The following is a 20,036-nucleotide window of genomic DNA, read 5'->3' on the forward strand; positions in this document are numbered from 1 at the left end:
ATGACGGGTGGTATGGCGGGCAAGCCGGCGCTGACGATCGAGGATCTTCCTCGGTTGCTCGCCGCAGTTGTGGACATCCACCCCGACCGCATCGCTCTCTCCGATGGTGATACACACCTCACCTACGCCAGGTTGCAGCAGGAGATCACCACTCTCGACGCAGCAATGGGTGGAGTGCTCGGATTCGACGCGCTCCTTCCCGTCGTTCTGTCCAACGTCGCACCGGGCCTCCTCGGCGGCGGCGGGCTCCCCGCGGTCGTCGACACCCTGCTCGCGGACTCGTCCGAGGTGCTCGGTGACGATGCGGTCGCCCCCGTGACAGCGGATCCGAACACGCTCGTGGCACGCTTCGACGCGCAGGTCGCGGCGACCCCCGATGCCACCGCACTCGAATTCGAGGGCGAGCGCCTCACCTATCGCGAGTTCGATGCCCGCGCCAACCGCCTCGCACGTCACCTGATCGGGCTCGGCGTCGGACCGGACACCCGGGTCGGCCTGTCGATCCGTCGTTCCTTCGATCTGCTCGTCGGTATGTATGCCATCGTCAAGGCAGGCGGCGCGTACGTCCCTCTCGATCCTGATCACCCCGCCGACCGCAGCGCCTACGTGCTCGAGACGGCCGAGCCGATCGCGGTGGTCACCACCGCGCGCGATGCCGTCGACCTGCCCCGAACCGTGCCGGTCGTCGCGATCGACACCCTCGACGTGTCGGGATACGCCGACGATCCGATCCATGACGACGAGCGGACCGGTGCACTGACCGCCGACCACCTCGCCTACGTCATCTTCACCTCGGGGTCGACCGGTCGTCCGAAGGGCGTCGCGGTCGAGCACCGTGCGATCACCGCGAACATCGCGTGGCGCCAATCCGAATACGCGATGCGCGCCGACGACGTCGTATTGCAGAAGACGCCCTTCACGTTCGACGTGTCGGTGTGGGAGTTCTTCTGGCCGCTGCAGGTGGGTGCCACCCTGTCCATCGCGATCCCCGACGGGCACCGCGACCCCGCCTACCTTGCCCGGACGATGATCGACAGGGGAGTGACCATCGCGCACTTCGTGCCGTCGATGCTCGCGGTCTACCTCGCCGAACCCACCGCCGCATCGGTGAGTACCCTGCGTTACGTCTTCGCGTCCGGTGAGGCCCTGCCGCCGCAGACGGTTGCCGGCTTCTACGAGATCAGCTCCGCCGGCCTCCACAACCTGTACGGCCCGACCGAGGCCGCAGTCGACGTCACCTATTTCGCGACCGCCGCCGACGACACGGTCGTCCCGATCGGTGCAGCGGTGGCCGATACCGGGCTGTACGTCCTCGACGAAGGGCTGCGACCCGTTCCCGCGGGGGTCGAGGGAGAGCTGTATCTCGCCGGCGTCCAACTCGCGCGCGGTTACCTGCGTCGCCCCGACCTCACGTCCGACCGGTTCGTCGCCGACCCCTTCGGCGAACCCGGCGACCGGATGTACCGTACCGGCGACCTCGTCGAACTCGATGACGCCGACCGCCTCGTGTACATCGGCCGTACCGACTTCCAGGTCAAACTGCGCGGCCTGCGCATCGAACTCGGCGAGATCGAATCCGCCCTGCTCGATCATCCGGGTGTGCGGCAGTCCGTCGTGGTCGTGCATTCCGACCCCGGACTCGGCGATCACCTCGTCGCCTATCTCGTGACCGACGGCCGACAAGTGGAGCGGAGCGAACTCGCTGACGCGGTGCGTCACCGGCTGCCCGACTACATGGTGCCGTCGCTGTTCGTCGAGATCGACGAATTCCCGCTCGGTGCAAGCGGAAAGCTCGATCGCAAGGCTCTGCCCGAGCCCGACTTCAGTTCTCTCGCACGCGAATACCGCGCGCCGAGCACGCCGACGGAACACGCCGTCGTTGCGGCGCTGGAACAGGTGCTCGGCGCCCCCAGGCTCGGTGTCGAAGACGCCCCCAGGCTCGGTGTCGAAGACGCCCCCAGGCTCGGTGTCGACGACGATTTCTTCGAGCTCGGGGGTAACTCTCTGAGCGCAACCCGCGTGGTGGCGCGCATCAACGCCGACCACAAGGTTCGCATCGACGTCCGCGAATTCTTCGACGCGCCCACTGCGGCCGAACTGTCGTCCCTCATCGACACCGCGATCGCCGCCGGTGGTGACGGGCGTGCGCCGTTGGTGGCGCAGGTGCGTCCGGAGCGGGTGCCGTTGTCGTTGGCGCAGCAGCGGATGTGGTTCCTGAACCGGTTCGAGCCGGATTCTGCGGTGAACAACATTCCGGTGGCGATCCGGTTGTCGGGGTCGTTGGATGTGGCGGCGTTGCAGGCTGCGGTGTCGGATGTGTTGGGTCGGCACGAGTCGTTGCGGACGGTGTATCCGGATGTAGACGGTGTCGGGTACCAGCGGGTGCTGCCGGTGTCGGAGGTCGCGCCGGATCTGTCACCGGTGAAGGCCACCGAATCGGATGTCGTCGAGAAGATCACCGAGCTCGTGTCGGCGGGGTTCGACGTCACCTCCTCGGTGCCGGTCCGCGTGCAGTTGCTCGAGCTGTCCGACACCGAGCACGTACTCGTCCTGGTTCTGCATCACATTGCCGCGGACGGTTTCTCGATGGGACCGCTCACGCGCGACGTCGTCACGGCCTACGCATCCCGCGCCGCGGGTGGTGCGCCCGCATGGGAGCCGCTTCCGGTGCAGTACGCGGATTACGCGTTGTGGCAGCGGGAGGTGCTGGGTGCGGAGGACGATCAGGACTCGGTGATCTCGGCTCAGGTGGCGTTCTGGCGCGACACGCTCGCGGGTGTCCCGGAGCAGCTGGAGCTGCCGTCTGATCGTCCTCGCCCGGCGGTGGAGTCGTATCGTGGTGCAGCGCAGCAGTTCACGATCGGATCCGACCTTCGTGCGGGCATTGCCGATCTGGCGCGTCGTACCGGTACCACCGACTTCATGGTCGTGCACGCAGCGTTGTCGGTGCTTCTCGCACGGTTGGCGGCTACCGACGATGTTGCGATCGGTACTCCGGTTGCGGGTCGCGGTGAGGCTGCACTCGATGATGTGATCGGCATGTTCGTCAACACGTTGGTGTTGCGGACCCGCGTCGACGGCAGTGAGTCGTTCGACGAGGTGCTCTCGCGGGTGCGCGGTAGCGATCTGGATGCGTTCGGTCATGCGGATGTGCCGTTCGAGCGTCTCGTGGAGGTGTTGAATCCGGAGCGTTCGACGGCGCGGCATCCGTTGTTCCAGGTGATGCTCGCGTTCCAGAACCTCGATACCGACTCGCTCGAACTCCCGGACCTGACCGTGTCGGCGCTCAGCACCGATGCCGCGGTGGCGAAGTTCGACCTGCAGGTCACCGTGTCGGACGATACCGCCGACGGTTACCTCGTCGACCTGACCTACGCGACCGACCTGTTCGACGCGCCCACCATGACGGCCTTCGCCGACCGCTTCGTGCGGGTCCTCGACGCGGTCGTCGCAGACCTGCAGGTCAAGGTCGGTGACATCGACCTGCTCGATGGTGATGAGCGGTCTCTGGTGTTGGAGCGGTGGAACGATACTGCGCACGAGGTCGAGTCGTCGTCGACGTTGGTCGATTTGTTCGAGGCGCAGGTGCGTCGGACTCCGGGTGCGGTGGCGCTGGAGTTCGAGGGTCGGTCGTTGACGTTTGCGGAGTTCGATTCTCGTGTGAATCGGGTTGCGCGGCATTTGGTTTCGGTGGGTGTGGGGCCGGAGTCGACGGTGGGTCTGGCGATGCGTCGGTCGTTGGATTTGTTGGTCGGTATGTATGCGATCGTCAAGGCCGGTGGTGCGTATGTGCCGGTGGATCCGGATCAGCCCGCGGATCGGAATGCCTACATTCTGGCTACTGCCGCTCCGGTTGTGGTGTTGACGACGGCGCGTGACGGTTTTGTTGCCGGTGGTGTGCCTTCGGTCGAGCTCGATGTGCTCGATGTGTCGGGGTTCTCGGATGCGTCGCTGACGGATGCGGATCGTGTGGCGCCGTTGCGGTCGTCGAATGCGGCGTATGTGTTGTTCACGTCGGGGTCGACGGGTCGGCCGAAGGGGGTTGCGGTCTCGCACGCGTCCGCGGTCAACCAGGTGCTGTGGCTGACCTCCGAATACGATCTCGGCCCCGCCGACGTCGTCCTGCAGAAGACACCGTTCACCTTCGACGTGTCGGTGTGGGAACTGTTCGGCGCGCCGGCAGTCGGCGCCCGTCTCGTGATCGCGACCCCTGACGGTCACCGCGACCCCGCTTACCTCGGGCGGGTGATCCGCGACCGGGCGGTGACGACGACATCGTTCGTGCCGTCGATGCTCGCCGTGTTCGCCGGCGCTGTCTCCGCCGAGGAATGCCTCTCTCTCCGTGTCGTTCTCGTGGCCGGTGAAGCGTTCCCGGTCTCGGTTGCCGAGCAGTTCGCGCGCGTCAGCGATGCGGAACTTCACAACCTGTACGGACCCACCGAGGCGACCGTGCATGCCACGGCGCGGTCGGTGGGCGACCTCACCGCAGGATCCGTGCCGATGGGCTCGCCGGTGTGGAACACCGGCGCCTACGTCCTCGACGAGCGCCTCGCACCCGTTCCAGTGGGTGTCGTGGGTGAGTTGTACCTGTCGGGCATCCAGGTTGCTCGCGGTTACTTCGGTCGTCCGGAGTTGACGGCAGAGCGCTTCGTCGCCTCGCCGTTCGAGGAGGGCGCGCGCGTCTACCGGACCGGCGACCTCGTCCGGTGGACGGCCGCCGGTGAGCTCGAGTACTTGGGCCGCAGTGATTTCCAGGTCAAACTGCGCGGTCTGCGCGTCGAGCTCGGCGAGGTCGAGTCGGCGATCCTCGAACACACCCCGGTGACCCAGGCGGCAGCCGAGGTACGGCACGAGCAGTTGGTCGCGTATGTCGTTCCTGCGCAAGGGAGTACGTTCGACAGCGCAGCTGCACAGGAGGTCATGGCCTCGGTGTTGCCCGCGTACATGGTCCCCACGACCTTCGTCGTGCTCGATGCCATGCCGCTCGGCAGCTCCGGCAAGATCGACCGTAAGGCACTGCCCGAGCCTGTTTTCGAAACCCGCCGGTTCCGCGCTCCGACGACACCGATCGAAGAGATCGTCGCAGGGGTCTTCGCGGATGTGCTCGACGTCGACCGCGTGGGCCTCGACGACGATTTCTTTGCTCTCGGCGGCAACTCGCTGATTGCGACTCAGGTGGTGGCCCGCCTCGGCGCAGCACTGGGAATCACCGTTCCCGTTCGCTCACTGTTCGAAGCATCCGGCGTCGAAGAACTCGCGGCCGGCGTGGAGCAGGCCGGTGGTGACGGGCGTGCGCCGTTGGTGGCGCAGGTGCGTCCGGAACGGGTGCCGTTGTCGTTGGCGCAGCAGCGGATGTGGTTCCTGAACCGGTTCGAGCCGGATTCTGCGGTGAACAACATTCCGGTGGCGATCCGGTTGTCGGGGTCGTTGGATGTGGCGGCGTTGCAGGCTGCGGTGTCGGATGTGTTGGGTCGGCACGAGTCGTTGCGGACGGTGTATCCGGATGTAGACGGTGTCGGGTACCAGCGGGTGCTGCCGGTGTCGGAGGTCGTGCCAGATCTGCTGCCGGTGCCGGTCTCGGAGTCCGATCTGGTGACGCACGTGCAGTCGCTGATCTCGGCAGGTTTCGACGTGTCGACGACGGTGCCGATCCGCGCCCGACTGTTCGAACTCTCGTCGTCCGAGTACGTATTGGTCCTGGTGGTGCATCACATCGCCGCGGACGGGTTCTCGATGGGCCCGCTCACGCGCGACGTCGTCACGGCCTACTCGGTGCGTGCTGCCGGCAGCGAACCCGCGTGGGAGCCGCTTCCGGTGCAGTACGCGGATTACGCGTTGTGGCAGCGGGAGGTGCTGGGTGCGGAGGACGATCAGGAGTCGGTGATCTCGGCTCAGGTGGCGTTCTGGCGCGACACGCTCGCGGGTGCCCCGGAGCAACTGGATCTGCCGGCGGACCGACCCCGTCCCGTCGTCGCCAGCAACGGCGGTGCTCAGTACGAGTTCACCATCGGCTCACGCATCCACGACGGAATCCTGCGCCTCGCACGTGAGCGCGCCGCGACACCGTTCATGGTCGTACACGCAGCGTTGTCGGTGCTTCTCGCACGGTTGGCGGCTACCGACGATGTTGCGATCGGTACTCCGGTTGCGGGTCGCGGTGAGGCTGCACTCGATGATGTGATCGGCATGTTCGTCAACACGTTGGTGTTGCGGACCCGCGTCGACGGCAGTGAGTCGTTCGACGAGGTGCTCTCCCGGGTGCGCGGTAGCGATCTGGATGCGTTCGGTCATGCGGATGTGCCGTTCGAGCGTCTCGTGGAGGTGCTGAATCCGGAGCGTTCGACGGCGCGGCATCCGTTGTTCCAGGTGATGCTCTCGTTCCAGAATCTTGCGGCCGACACCGTCGAACTTCCGGAACTTGCGGTGTCGGGTGTCGATATCGACACCACCACAGCCAAATTCGACCTTCAGTTCGTCGTCACCGAGACCCCGGATTCAGAGGGTTCGGCTGCGTACTCTGTGGGGCTGACCTACGCGACCGACCTGTTCGACGAGTCCACCATCGCCGAGGTCGCCGATCGCTTCGTGCGGGTCCTCGACGCCGCGGTCACCGATTCGTCCGTGGCGGTCGGCGACGTCGACCTGCTCGACGCCGACGAGCGTACGCGGATGGTCGAGGAGTGGAACGACACGGACCAGGCGTCGGATGCCTCGTCGACCCTGGTCGATCTGTTCGAGGCCCGCGTTCTCCGCGCCCCGGATGCCACTGCTCTCGAATTCGAGGGCGAGACGCTGACCTATGCGCAGTTCGCCGACCGAGTCCATCGCCTCGCGCGTCACCTGATCGGTCTTGGTGTGGGGCCGGAATCCCATGTGGGTCTGGCAATCCGGCGTTCGATCGACCTCCTGGTCGGCATGTACGCGGTCGTCGAGGCGGGTGGCGCGTATGTGCCGCTCGACCCCGATCAGCCTGTCGACCGCAATGCCTACATCCTCGAGACCGCAGCGCCCGTCGTGGTGTTGTCCACCGAGCGTGACGGTTTCGAGCTTCCAGGCGAGACGGACTCTGTCGACGTCCAGCAGTTGCGCCGCGAGGGTGTCTCCGTCGTCTCGATCGACACTGTCGACCTCTCGGAAATCGTGTCCGCACCTGTCACGGATGCGGAACGGACCGCGCCGCTTCGGGCATCCGATACCGCGTACGTGATCTTCACTTCCGGGTCGACGGGCCGGCCGAAGGGCGTCGCCGTCACCCATGAAGCCATCGTGAACCGCCTGCGCTGGATGCAGGACGAATACGACCTCACGCCCGCCGACGTCGTGTTCCAGAAGACCCCCTTCACGTTCGACGTGTCGGTGTGGGAATTCTTCTGGCCCTTGCAGGTCGGTGCGCGCCTGCTCATTGCGGCGCCCGATGGTCATCGCGATCCGCGATACCTGGCGTCGACGATGCGTGAGAAGTCGGTGTCGGTGGCGCACTTCGTGCCGTCGATGCTCGCGGTGTTCGCGGCCGAACCGGCGGTGTCGGAGCTGTCGGAGCTGCGGTACATCTTCGCGTCCGGTGAGGCTCTTCCGGCGACGCTCGCCGCCCGAGTCCGGTCGGCACTGCCGGCCGTGGGCATCCACAACCTCTACGGTCCGACCGAGGCCGCCGTCGATGTGACCTCTCACGAGGTGACCGACGCGGACACCATGGCGGTGCCGATCGGTGCTCCCGTCTGGAACACGAAGGTGTTCGTCCTCGACGACCGATTGCGACCGGTTCCGCTGGGTGTTGCGGGTGAGCTGTATCTGTCGGGAGTCCAGTTGGCCCGAGGTTACGTCCGCCGACCGGATCTCACTGCCGAGCGGTTCGTTGCCTCGCCCTTCGGATCGGGCGTACGGCTGTACCGTACGGGCGACCTCGTCAAGTGGAGCGCCGCCGGCGAACTCGACTACATCGGCCGCACAGATTTCCAGGTCAAGCTGCGCGGTTTGCGCATCGAGCTCGGTGAGATCGAATCGGCGCTGCTCGAGCGGGACAACGTGGATCAGGCGGTCGTGCTGGTCCGTCAGGATCAGCTCGTCGCGTATGTCGTGCCCGCTGCCGGGCGAACCTTCGACGACTCAGCGGTCAACAGGGAACTGTCCGCGCTACTGCCCGCGTACATGGTGCCCGCGACGTACATCGTCCTCGACGCTCTGCCACTCGGTGCATCCGGCAAGCTGGACCGCAAGGCCCTCCCGGATCCGGTGTTCGAGGTCAAGAAGTTCCGGGCGCCCACGACGGCGATCGAAGAGGTCGTCGCAAGTGTATTCGCGGAGGTACTCGGTCTCGATCGCGTCGGTCTCGACGACGACTTCTTCGCTCTCGGCGGTAACTCGCTCATCGCGACGCAGGTCGTGTCGCGGATCGGTGCGGCACTCGACTCGACGGTGCCGCTGCGTCTGCTGTTCGAGGCCTCGACCGTCGAATGTCTGGCGACCTGTTTGGAACACGGGGACGCGTCCGGTCCGCGGCGTCCGCTGGTGGCAACAGAACGGCCCGCACAGATCCCGCTGTCGCCGGCTCAGCAGCGGTACTGGTTCCTCAACCAGTTCGACACTGCATCGTCTGCAGTCGACAACATCCCGATCGCGGTGCGCCTCCTCGGTGAACTGGATACCGCGGCGCTGCATGCCGCAGCTCTCGACGTGTTCGCACGCCACGAGTCGTTGCGAACGGTGTACCCGGACTCGCCGAACGGGCCGCATCAGGTCGTGATCCCGATGGATCGGGTGGAGCCGGATCTCGCGATCCAGGACGTGGCCGCCGACGAGCTCGAGCCTGCAATCGTCGCCTTCATGTCCACCACGTTCGATGTGACACGACAGGTTCCCGTTTCGGTCCGCATCTTCCGGGTCGGCGAGGACGAGCACATTCTCGCGCTCGTCGTCCATCACGTGTCGGCCGACGGAGCGTCGGTCGGGCCACTGACCCGCGACCTCATGCGGGCCTACGCGGCACGGTCGCACGGTGAGGCTCCCGGGTGGGAGCCACTGCCCGTGCAGTACGCGGACTATGCGCTGTGGCAGCGCGAGATTCTCGGTTCGGAGAACGATCCCGAGTCCCTCGCCGCGAAGCAGGTCGATCACTGGAAGCGTGCGCTGGACGGCTTGCCCGACCAGCTCGATCTGCCGTCGGATCGGCCTCGTCCGCCGAGTCAGAGTTTCCGCGGTGAATCCCTGCAGTTCACTCTCGCCCCCGACCTCCACGGCCGGCTGCAGAATCTCGCACGTTCGAAGAACGCCACCTTGTTCATGGTGGTCAACGCCGCATTCGCGACGTTGCTGGCCCGGCTGTCGGGGACAGACGACATCGCGATCGGTACGCCCATTGCCGGCCGCGGAGAGCGTGAGCTCGACGACCTGATCGGCATGTTCGTCAACACGCTGGTGTTCCGCACCCGGGTGGACGGCAGCATGAGCTTCGCCGAGCTCCTCGAGCAGGCACGCGAGACGGACCTCGGTGCGTTCGCGAACGCAGATGTCCCGTTCGAGCGTCTCGTCGAGGTGCTCAACCCGGTCCGTTCCACGGCGCGCAACCCCCTGTTCCAGGTGGGCCTGTCGTTCCAGAACCTGGCGCGCACCGAACTCGAACTGCCCGGATTGACGGTCAGCTCTACCGATTTCGAACTCCAGCTTGCCAAGACCGATCTGCAGCTCACCGTCTTCGATCACTATGACGACGACGGCGCTCCTGGCCGGATCGACGCCACCTTCACCTACGCGACAGATCTGTTCGACGAGTCCACGATCGACGGCTTCGCGCAACGGTTCGTGCGCGTCCTCGACGCGGTCGTCGCGGATCCGACGATCCCGGTGGGCGACATCGAGTTGCTCGACGCGACAGAGATGACCCGGACACTCGACACCTGGAACGAGACCGCACACGAGGTCGTCTCCTCGACGCTGGTGGATCTGTTCGACGAGCAGGTTCGCCGCAACCCGGACGCGACCGCGGTGGTGTTCGAGGGTGAGCTGCTGACCTACGGTGAGTTCGATGCCCGCGTCAATCGTCTGGCCCGGCATCTCATCGGCCTCGGTGTCACGTCGGAGTCGACGGTCGTGCTGGCGATGCGCCGGTCGGTGGAACTGCTGGTGGGCATGTACGCGGTGGCGAAGGCCGGCGGCGCGTATGTGCCGGTGGATCCGGCACAGCCGGATGAGCGCAACGCGTACATTCTCGACACGGCCGCGCCGGTTGCGGTGTTGACGACAACCGGTGATGGTTTCGGGGCGAGCGAAGCGGCGGGGGGGAAGTCTGTTTCCACCGTCGAGATCGACGCTGTCGATCTGTCCGAGTTCTCGGCGGAGCCGGTGGCCGATGCGGAGCGTGGTGCGCCGTTGCGGTCGTCGAACACCGCGTATGTGATCTTCACGTCGGGTTCGACGGGCCGCCCGAAGGGTGTGGCGGTGCCGCACGCCGCTGTGGTGAACCAGATGCTGTGGAAGCGGGATCATTTCGGTCTCGGCGCGGGCGATGCGGTGTTGCTCAAGACTGCGGCGACGTTCGATCTGTCGGTGTGGGAGTTCTGGTCGGCATTGGTCTCCGGTGGTCGTGTGGTGATCGCATCTGCCGACGGCCATCGTGATCCGGCGTATCTGAATGCGTTGATCGCCGAGCACGGTGTGACGACGTTGCATGTGGTGCCGTCGATGCTCGAGGCGTTGCTGGTGGAGTCGTCGGGTGTGTTGCCTCGGTCGTTGCGTCGGGTGTTGGCGATCGGTGAGGCGTTGCCGGTGGCGACGGCGCAGCGGTTCGTGGGGTCCAACGACGCGCGGTTGGTGAACTTGTACGGTCCGACCGAAGCTGCGGTGTCGGTGACCGCGGGCGAGGTGGTGGATCCGTCGGGTGCGTCGGTGTCGATCGGTGTGCCCGAGTGGAACACCCGGGTCTATGTGCTCGATGACCGGTTGCATCCGGTGCCGGTGGGTGTCGCGGGTGAGTTGTATCTGGCGGGTGTGCAGTTGGCGCGGGGCTATCACGGTCGGGTGGATCTGACCGCGGATCGTTTCGTGGCGTCGCCGTTTGCGGTGGGGGAGCGGCTGTATCGCACGGGTGACCTTGTTCGGTTCAGTGCTGAGGGTGCATTGGATTATCTGGGGCGTACGGATTTCCAGGTGAAGGTGCGTGGTTTCCGGATCGAGCTCGGTGAGATCGAATCGGCGTTGCGTGGTGTGGACGGTGTCCGTGACGTGGCGGTGGTTGCGCGTGAGGACGAGCGCACGGGTGCTCAGTTGGTGGCGTATGTGGTGCCGGGGTCGGGCACAGATATCGACATGGTGTCGGTGAAGTCCGCGTTGGCGGCCGAATTGCCGTCGTACATGGTGCCGTCGGCGTTTGTGGTGCTCGAGGCGTTGCCGTTGAATGTGAATGGTAAGTTGGATCGGAAGGCGTTGCCGGAGCCGGTGTTCGAGGCTCGTGAGTTCCGTGCGCCGGTGTCGCCGGTGGAGGAATCGGTGGCGGCGGTGTTCGCCGAGGTACTCGGGATCGGTCGCGTGGGTCTCGATGACGACTTCTTCGAGCTCGGCGGCAACTCGCTGCTCGCAACCCAGGTGGCGTCGCGGTTGAGCTTCGCGCTCGGCACGAAGGTCCCGGTGCGCGCCTTGTTCGAAACACCGACGGTCGTGGCTCTTGCCGCGGTGGTCGAGTCGCAGGACGCCGAGATCCGCGTGCCGCTCGAAGCCGGTCACCGGCCGGACCGGGTCCCGCTCTCGCCCGCTCAGCAACGCATGTGGTTCCTCAACCGTTTCGACACCGACACGGCCGCCTACAACGTGCCGATGGCCATCCGGCTGAGTGGCGATCTCGACGTGGATGCGCTGCAGGCCGCGGTATCGGACCTCGTCACGCGCCACGAGTCTCTGCGCACGTATTACCCGGAGACCGCGGACGGTCCGATCCAGGTGATCGTCCCGGCTGTCGATGTCACGCCGGATCTGAGTCCCGTGTGGGTGGCGGAGTCCGAGATCATCGACGCGGTGACTGCCGTGGGAGCCACCACGTTCGACGTCACCGGCGAGGTGCCGCTCGCCGCGAAGCTCTTCCAGGTCGGCGATACGGACTACGTGCTGGCATTCGTCGTGCACCACATCTCCGCGGACGGCTCGTCGATGGGCCCGCTGACCCGTGACCTGATGCAGGCGTATATGGCGCGCTCCGAGGGCGGTGTCCCCACGTGGGAAATGCTCCCGGTGCAGTACGCGGATTACGCGGTGTGGCAGCGAACGGTGCTCGGCTCGGAGGACGATCCCGAGTCCATTGCGTCCAAGCAGGTCGGCTACTGGAAGCGAGCCCTCGCGGGGCTTCCGGATCAGCTGGATCTTCCGACCGATCGCCCACGCCCCGCAGTGCAGTCGTTCCACGGCGCACGGGTCGACTTCACGGTCGACGCCGACCTGCATCGGCGACTGACCGACCTCGGCCGTCAAACCAACACGACGCTGTTCATGGTGCTGCACACCGCTTTCGCGGTGTTCCTCGCGCGGGTGTCGGCGAGCGACGACATCGCGATCGGTACGCCGATCGCGGGTCGTGCGGAGCGTGAACTCGACGACCTGATCGGCATGTTCGCCAATACCCTCGTCTTCCGTACCCGTGTGGATGGCCAGGCGAGCTTCGCCGAACTCCTCGAGCAGGCCCGCGAGACGGATCTCGGCGCGTTCGCGAACGCGGACGTTCCGTTCGAGCGTCTCGTCGAGGTCCTCAACCCGGCTCGGTCGACCGCGCGGCACCCACTGTTCCAGGTGGGTCTGTCGTTCCAGAACCTTGCCCAGTCGTCGCTCGAACTGCCGGGGCTGACGATCTCGGGAATCGATGCCGACATGGCGATCTCGCAGTTCGACCTGCATCTGATCGTCACCGATCGATACGACGCCGACGGACGAGCCTCCGGCATCACCGGCTTCTTCACCTATGCGACCGATCTGTTCGACGAGTCGACCGTGGAAGGCTTCACCGAGCGACTCACCCGGGTCCTCGACGCGGTGGTCACCGACTCGGCGATGCCGGTCGGCGACGTGCCGCTGCTCGACCCGGTCGAGAAGACCCGGGTACTCGAAGCGTGGAACGACAGCGCGCACGAGGTCGACGGTGCGGCCACACTCGTGGATCTGTTCGACGAGCAGGTGCGACGCGACGCGACTGCCACAGCGCTGGTGTTCGATGCCGGCTCGGTTACCTACGGCGAATTCGACGCTCGCGTCAACGGGCTCGCCCGGAAACTGATCTCGATGGGTGTCGCGCCCGAGACGACGGTGGTGTTGGCCATTCGTCGCTCGGTCGAACTGCTCGTGGGTATGTATGCCGTGGCCAAGGCGGGCGGTGTGTATGTGCCGGTGGATCCGGACCAGCCGGACGAGCGCAACGCGTACATCGTCGAGGCCGCCGCGCCCGCGGTGGTACTGACGACCGAGCGCGACGAGTTCGTCGCACCCGGGGAGAACTCTGTGCCCACCGTCCTGGTGGATTCTGCGGATCTGTCCGAGTTCTCGGCAGAGCGGGTGACGGATGCCGATAGGCGTGCACCGTTGCGGTCGTCGAACACCGCGTACGTGATCTTCACGTCGGGTTCGACCGGCCGCCCGAAGGGCGTGGCGGTGCCGCACGCCGCGATCGTGAACCAGATGCTGTGGAAGCGAGACTATTTCGGTCTCGGAGCGGATGATGCAGTGCTGCTCAAGACGGTCGCGACGTTCGATCTGTCGGCGTGGGAGTTCTGGTCGGCATTGGTCTCCGGTGGCCGCGTGGTGATCGCATCTGCCGACGGCCATCGAGATCCGGCGTATCTGAATGCGTTGATCGGCGAGCACGGTGTGACGACGTTGCATGTGGTGCCGTCGATGCTCGAGGCGTTGATGATCGATGGTGACGGTCGGTTGGCCGGGTCGCTGCGCCGCATCCTCGCAATCGGTGAGGCGCTGCCGGTGGCGACGGCGGAGCGTGTCGTCGAGCACAACACCGCGCGGTTGGTGAACCTGTACGGCCCGACCGAGGCTGCGGTGTCGGTGACCGCAGGCGAGGTGGTGGATCCGTCGGGTGCGTCGGTGTCGATCGGTGTGCCCGAGTGGAACACCCGGGTCTATGTCCTCGACGAGCGGCTGAACCCGGTGCCCGTGGCTGTGCCGGGTGAATTGTATCTGGCGGGTGCACAGTTGGCGCGGGGCTACCACGGTCGGGTGGATCTGACCGCGGAACGTTTCGTGGCGTCGCCGTTCGAGTCGGGGGAGCGGTTGTACCGCACCGGTGACCTGGTGAAGTGGACGGCGCAGGGCGAGCTGGACTACCTGTCGCGGACCGATTTCCAGGTGAAGGTACGTGGTTTCCGCATCGAGCTCGGTGAGATCGAGTCGGCGTTGAGGGAACAGAGCGATATCCGCGAGGTTGCGGTGATCGCGCGTGAGGACGAGCGCACGGGTTCTCAGTTGGTGGCGTATGTGGTGCCGGAGTCGGGTGCCGCACTCGAGGTGGCCGAGCTGAAGACCTCGCTGGGTTCCCGCCTCCCGTCGTACATGGTGCCGTCGGCGTTCGTGGTGCTCGAGGCGTTGCCGTTGAATGTGAACGGTAAGTTGGATCGGAAGGCGTTGCCGGAGCCGGTGTTCGAGGTTCGTGCATTCAGGGCGCCGCGTACTCCGGTCGAGGAGATCGTCGCCGGTGTGTTCGCCGGCGTCCTCGGTGTGTCCCGGATCGGTGTCGACGACGACTTCTTCGAACTCGGTGGCAACTCCCTGCTCGCGACGCAGGTGGTCTCCCGTGTGGGTGCGGCACTCGGCACACGTGTACCTGTCCGGATCGTGTTCGAATCCCCGAATGTCGCTGCGCTCGCTGTCGCTGTGGAGCATCATACGGACACAGATTCGAGGGCACCGCTCGTGCCGCAGCCGCGCCCGGATCGCGTGCCGCTGTCGCTGGCGCAGCAGCGCATGTGGTTCCTCAACCGTTTCGACTCCGGGTCGTCGGTCGACAACATTCCCGTCGCGGTGCGACTGACGGGTGAACTCGATGTGGCTGCGCTGCAGGCCGCGGTGCGGGATGTGCTGGCTCGGCACGAGGTGCTGCGCACGATCTACCCCGAGGTCGACGGTCGTCCGTACCAGCAGATCGTGTCCGCTGCCGATGCTGCTCCCGACGTCGTCGCCGTCTCGGTCACCGAGTCCGACCTGCTCTCGCATGTCGGCGAGGTCGTCTCGGCGGGGTTCGACGTCACCTCCGAGATTCCGTTGCGGGTGGCCCTGTTCGCCCTGACGGACAGCAGGGGCGAGCGAAGCGACGGGGGGTTCGAGGGCGAGCGAAGCGACGGGGGGTTCGAGGGCGAGCGAAGCGACGGGGAGATCGTTGCGGATCACGTACTGGTGTTCGTCGCGCACCACATCAGTGCCGACGGCTGGTCGATGGCACCGCTCACGCGTGACGTCATGACCGCCTATGTCTCCCGTGCCGCCGACACCGCTCCGGGTTGGGCCCCGCTGCCCGTGCAGTACGCGGACTTCGCACTGTGGCAGCGCGAGGTCCTCGGATCCGAGGGTGATCCGGAGAGCGTGCTCTCCGCACAGGCGGAGTTCTGGAAGCGCACCCTCGCAGGTGTCCCGGACGAGCTCAACCTGCCCATGGATCGTCCGCGCCCATCGGTGCAGTCGTTCACCGGCCGCAAGGTCCAGTTCGCACTCGACAAGTCCACGCACCGTGAACTCGCGGCGCTGGCCCGCCGGACCGGCACCACCATGTTCATGGTCCTGCACACGGCGTTGGCCGTGTTCCTCGCCCGCATGTCCGACTCCGACGACATCACGATCGGTACGCCGATCGCGGGTCGTGGCGAGTCGGAACTCGATGATCTGATCGGCATGTTCGTCAACACCCTGGTGCTGCGCAGCCACGTCGACGCCGGTGACGGCTTCGAGGACCTGCTGTCGCGGGTGCGTGAGGCCGATCTCGAAGCGTTTGCGCACGCCGACATTCCGTTCGAGCGCCTCGTGGAGGTGCTCAAACCTGAGCGGTCCACCGCGCGGCACCCGCTGTTCCAGGTGATGCTGTCGTTCGAGAACATGCCGGAGACCGCCCTCGAACTGCCCGGGCTGAGTGTGTCCGGCGTGCCGTTCGACGTCGATATCGCGAAGTTCGACCTCGGTCTGACCCTGCGCGAACACGTCGATGCCACCGGTGGCCCGGACGGGCTGTCCGCGGAGTTCTCGTACGCGAGCGCGCTGTTCGATCACCACACGGTCGAGCGGTTCGCGGAGCGATTCACGCGACTCGTGACCGGCATCGTCGCCGCAACCACGACGCCGGTCGGCGACCTGCCGCTGCTCGGCGACGAGGAATTCGCGCAGCTCACTCGCATGCGAGGGCACGACGTCCTGACCGAGCCGAAGACCCTCGCGGATTTCCTCGCCATAGGTGTGACGATGGATCCGAACGCCACCGCGGTCCGTTACGAGGGACGCTCGATCAGCTACCGAGAGATCGATGAGGCGTCATCGAAGCTCGCCCGGGTGCTGATCGACCGGGGAATCGGGGCAGAGGACTTCGTCGCCGTCTCGTTCCCGCGTTCGTACGACATGGCGGTCACCGTCATGGCGGTCGCGAAGACCGGCGCAGCACATGTGCCGGTGGACCCCACGTATCCTGCTGAACGCGTGCGGTACATGCTGTCGGATTCCGGTGCAACACTGGGTATCACGTCGTCGCAACACGCCACCGGTCTGCCCGACGACGCGGAATGGCTGCTCGTCGACGACCCGGACTTCATCGCGGAGATCGATGCTCGCGCATCCACACCGATCGGCGATGCGGACCGTGTGCGCCCCACTCACGTGCACCAGCCCGCCTACCTGATCTACACGTCGGGTTCGACGGGGCAGCCCAAGGGTGTCGTCGTCACCCACTCGGGTCTGGCCGGCCTGAAGGACATGGTCACAGATCTCTACGGGGTGACCTCCGAATCGCGGTTCCTGCAGATCTGCTCGCCGAGTTTCGACCCGTCGGTGCTCGAATGGTTGGCCGCCTTCTCGTTCGGTGCCACGCTGGTGGTCGTGCCGTCGACGATCATCGGTGGGCCGGATCTCGCGGAGTTGCTGCGCACCGAACGGGTGACGCACACGATCATCACCCCTGCAGTGCTGGGGACGATGGAGTCCGACGGTGTCGACAGCTTCGAGGTCCTGTCGGTCGGTGGTGACGTCACCACGCCGGAACTGCTTGCGGAGTGGTCGAAGCGCACGACTTACGTCAATGCGTACGGGCCCACCGAAGCGACGATCGTGTCGACCTTCGGGCCGATGGTGCCGGAGCGTCCGATCACCATCGGTGAACCCATCGTGGGTATGACCACCCTGGTGCTCGATTCACGCCTGCGGCCGGTCGCGGCCGGTATGGCGGGAGAGCTCTACGTGGCGGGCCGGGCCCTTGCGCGCGGTTACCATCGACGGAACGCGCTCACTGCCGAGCGGTTCGTTCCGAACCCGTACGGCGAACCCGGCGATCGTATGTACCGCACGGGTGACGTGGTGCGGTGGCGTGCCGTCGAGGACCGTCTCGAGCTCGAGTTCGTGGGGCGCAGCGACTTCCAGGTGAAGGTGCGCGGTTTCCGTATCGAACTCGGCGAGATAGACGCCGTGCTCTCGACACACGAATCCGTCAATTGGGCAACCACTCTCGGCCGTTCGACGGCGTCGGGTGCGACGGTGTTGGTGTCGTATGTGTTGCCTGCGGCGGGCCGGACTGTGGATGTGGCGGGGTTGACGGAGTTCGTGGCTCGGTCGTTGCCGCCGCATATGGTGCCGTCGGCGATCGTGGTGCTCGATGAGGTGCCGTTGACGCCGGTGGGCAAGTTGGATCGTGATGCGTTGCCGGAGCCGGTGCTCGAGGAGCGTGAGTATCGTGCGGCCGGTAGTGAGGTCGAGGAGATCATTGCGGAGGTGTTCGCGGAGGTTCTGCACTTGGAGAAGGTGAGTGTGGACGAGTCGTTCTTCGCGCTCGGTGGTGATTCGATCGTGTCGATTCAGTTGGTGTCGCGGGCGAAGGCTCGTGGTGTGGTGTTCTCGCCGCGGGATGTGTTCGAGCGGCGTTCGGTGGCGGGCCTGGCGGAGGTCGCCTCGCGTGTCGATGCGGGTGCGCCGCAGAAGTTGGCCGAACTTCCTGGTGGCGGTGTCGGGGATGTTCCGTTGACGCCGATCATGCGTGAGGTGCTGGGGTGGCCCGGTGGTTTCGACCGGTTCTCGCAGACCATCGCCGTCAACCTTCCGCAGGACATCACTGCGGAAGTGCTCGGGCGGACGATCGGTGCCGTGGTGGATCATCACGATGCGCTGCGGTCGATCCTCCAACGCAGCGGCAATGAGACAACCGATGAGACAACACTGCGTATTCGCGCGGCGGGCACCGTCGACCCCGCGTCCCTGATCACCAGGGTCGAGGTCGGTGCCGAGATCTCCGACGCCGATCTCACCGAGATCGCCTCGCGCGAACTCGATTCCGCGCTCGGACGTCTCGACCCCGCATCGGGTTCGGTACTGCAGTTCGTGTGGTTCGATTTCACCGGCGACACTCGTCCGGGTGTGTTGCTGATCGTCGCCCATCACCTGGTGGTCGACGGTGTGTCGTGGCGAATCCTGTTGCCGGACCTCGGTCTTGCGTGGGGTCAGATCGTCTCCGGGCAGGAGAAGATCGAACTTGCCGCTGTCGGTACGTCGTTGCGTCGCTGGGCGCACGGTCTGGTCGAGGCGGCACCGTCGCATCGCGACGAACTGGGACTGTGGGAGCGGATTCTCGAGGGCCCCGACCCACTGCTCGGCGTGCGGCCGTTCGACCCGTCCGTCGATACGGCATCGACCGTCGAGCGATTCGACATCAGCGTGCCCGCCTCGGACACCGAGGCGTTGTTGACGTCGGTGCCGTCGTTGTTCCGTGGTGGGGTTGCTGATGGTCTGGTGGCGGCGTTGGGGTTGGCGTTGGTGCGGTGGCGTCGTGATCGTGGGATCGAGTCGTCGTCTGCGTTGGTGAAGTTCGAGGGTCACGGCCGTGAGGAAGCGGTGGTGCCGGGTGCGGATCTGTCGCGGACGGTGGGGTGGTTCACGAGTGCGTATCCGGTGCGGGTGGATCTGGCCGGTGTCGATGTCGATGAGGCGTTCGCCGGTGGTGACGCGATCGGTGCTGCGGTGAAGGCTGTGAAGGAGCAGTTGCTGGCGATTCCGGACAAGGGCATGGGCTTCGGCTTGTTGCGGTATCTGGATGGGGAGTCGTCGGAGCGGTTGGCGGCGGTGGTGAAGTCGCCGCAGATCAGTTTCAACTATTTGGGTCGTGTGTCTGCGGCGGATGTGCCGGTGGAGTTGGCGGCGATCGGGTGGGCGCCTACGGACGCTCTCGGCAAGGTCGATGCTGCACTCGACGCCGATATGCCGGCGAACGCGGCTATCGACATCAACGCGATCGTCAACGACGGGCCGGACGGCCCGCAGCTCGGTGCCGGAATTGCATTCCCCACCGGCCTGCTGGACCGCGACGATGTCGAGGAATTCGCTCAGCATTGGCGTGCAGCGCTCGATGCACTCGTCGACCACGTCGGCGCACCGGGCGCCGGGGGGCTCACCCCGTCCGACGTCTCGCTGGTGAACGTGACCCAGTCCGACCTGGAGCGGTGGGAATCGCGGTATCGGCCGGTGGCCGATGTGTGGCCGCTCTCGCCGTTGCAGTCCGGTCTGCTGTTCCACGCGTTGATGACGGCCGACGACGACATCGACGTGTACACGATGCAGGCCGTGCTCGATCTCGAAGGTGCTGTCGACGCGGAGCGTCTGCACCGGGCGGCTCAGGGGCTGCTCGATCGGCATACGAATCTGCGCACCGTCTTCGTCACCGACGACGAAGGCGACTCGGTCCAGCTGGTGCTCGACGATGTGCAGGTGCCGTGGCGCACGGTCGACATGTCGTCGGAGGTCGCGTCTTCGGGCGTGACTGCCACGGTCCCGTTCTGGCGTGAGGAGGAGACCCGCGGGTTCGTCATGGACACCGGACCGCT

General features: G+C 65.9%; 1 protein-coding gene (only partly in view). It reads left to right on the forward strand.

Features of this window, described 5'->3' with window-relative positions; translation table 11 throughout:
- Positions 1 to 20,036, forward strand: partial view of a non-ribosomal peptide synthase/polyketide synthase gene (locus tag ACZ46K_RS13960; RefSeq protein ID WP_464748789.1) — the 5' portion only. The gene runs 9,733 nt beyond the window's last position; the window shows 20,036 of its 29,769 coding nt (coding positions 1-20,036); it begins with the start codon at positions 1 to 3; its stop codon lies beyond the right edge, outside the window.

The organism is Rhodococcus sp. JCM 9793, assembly GCF_055380405.1.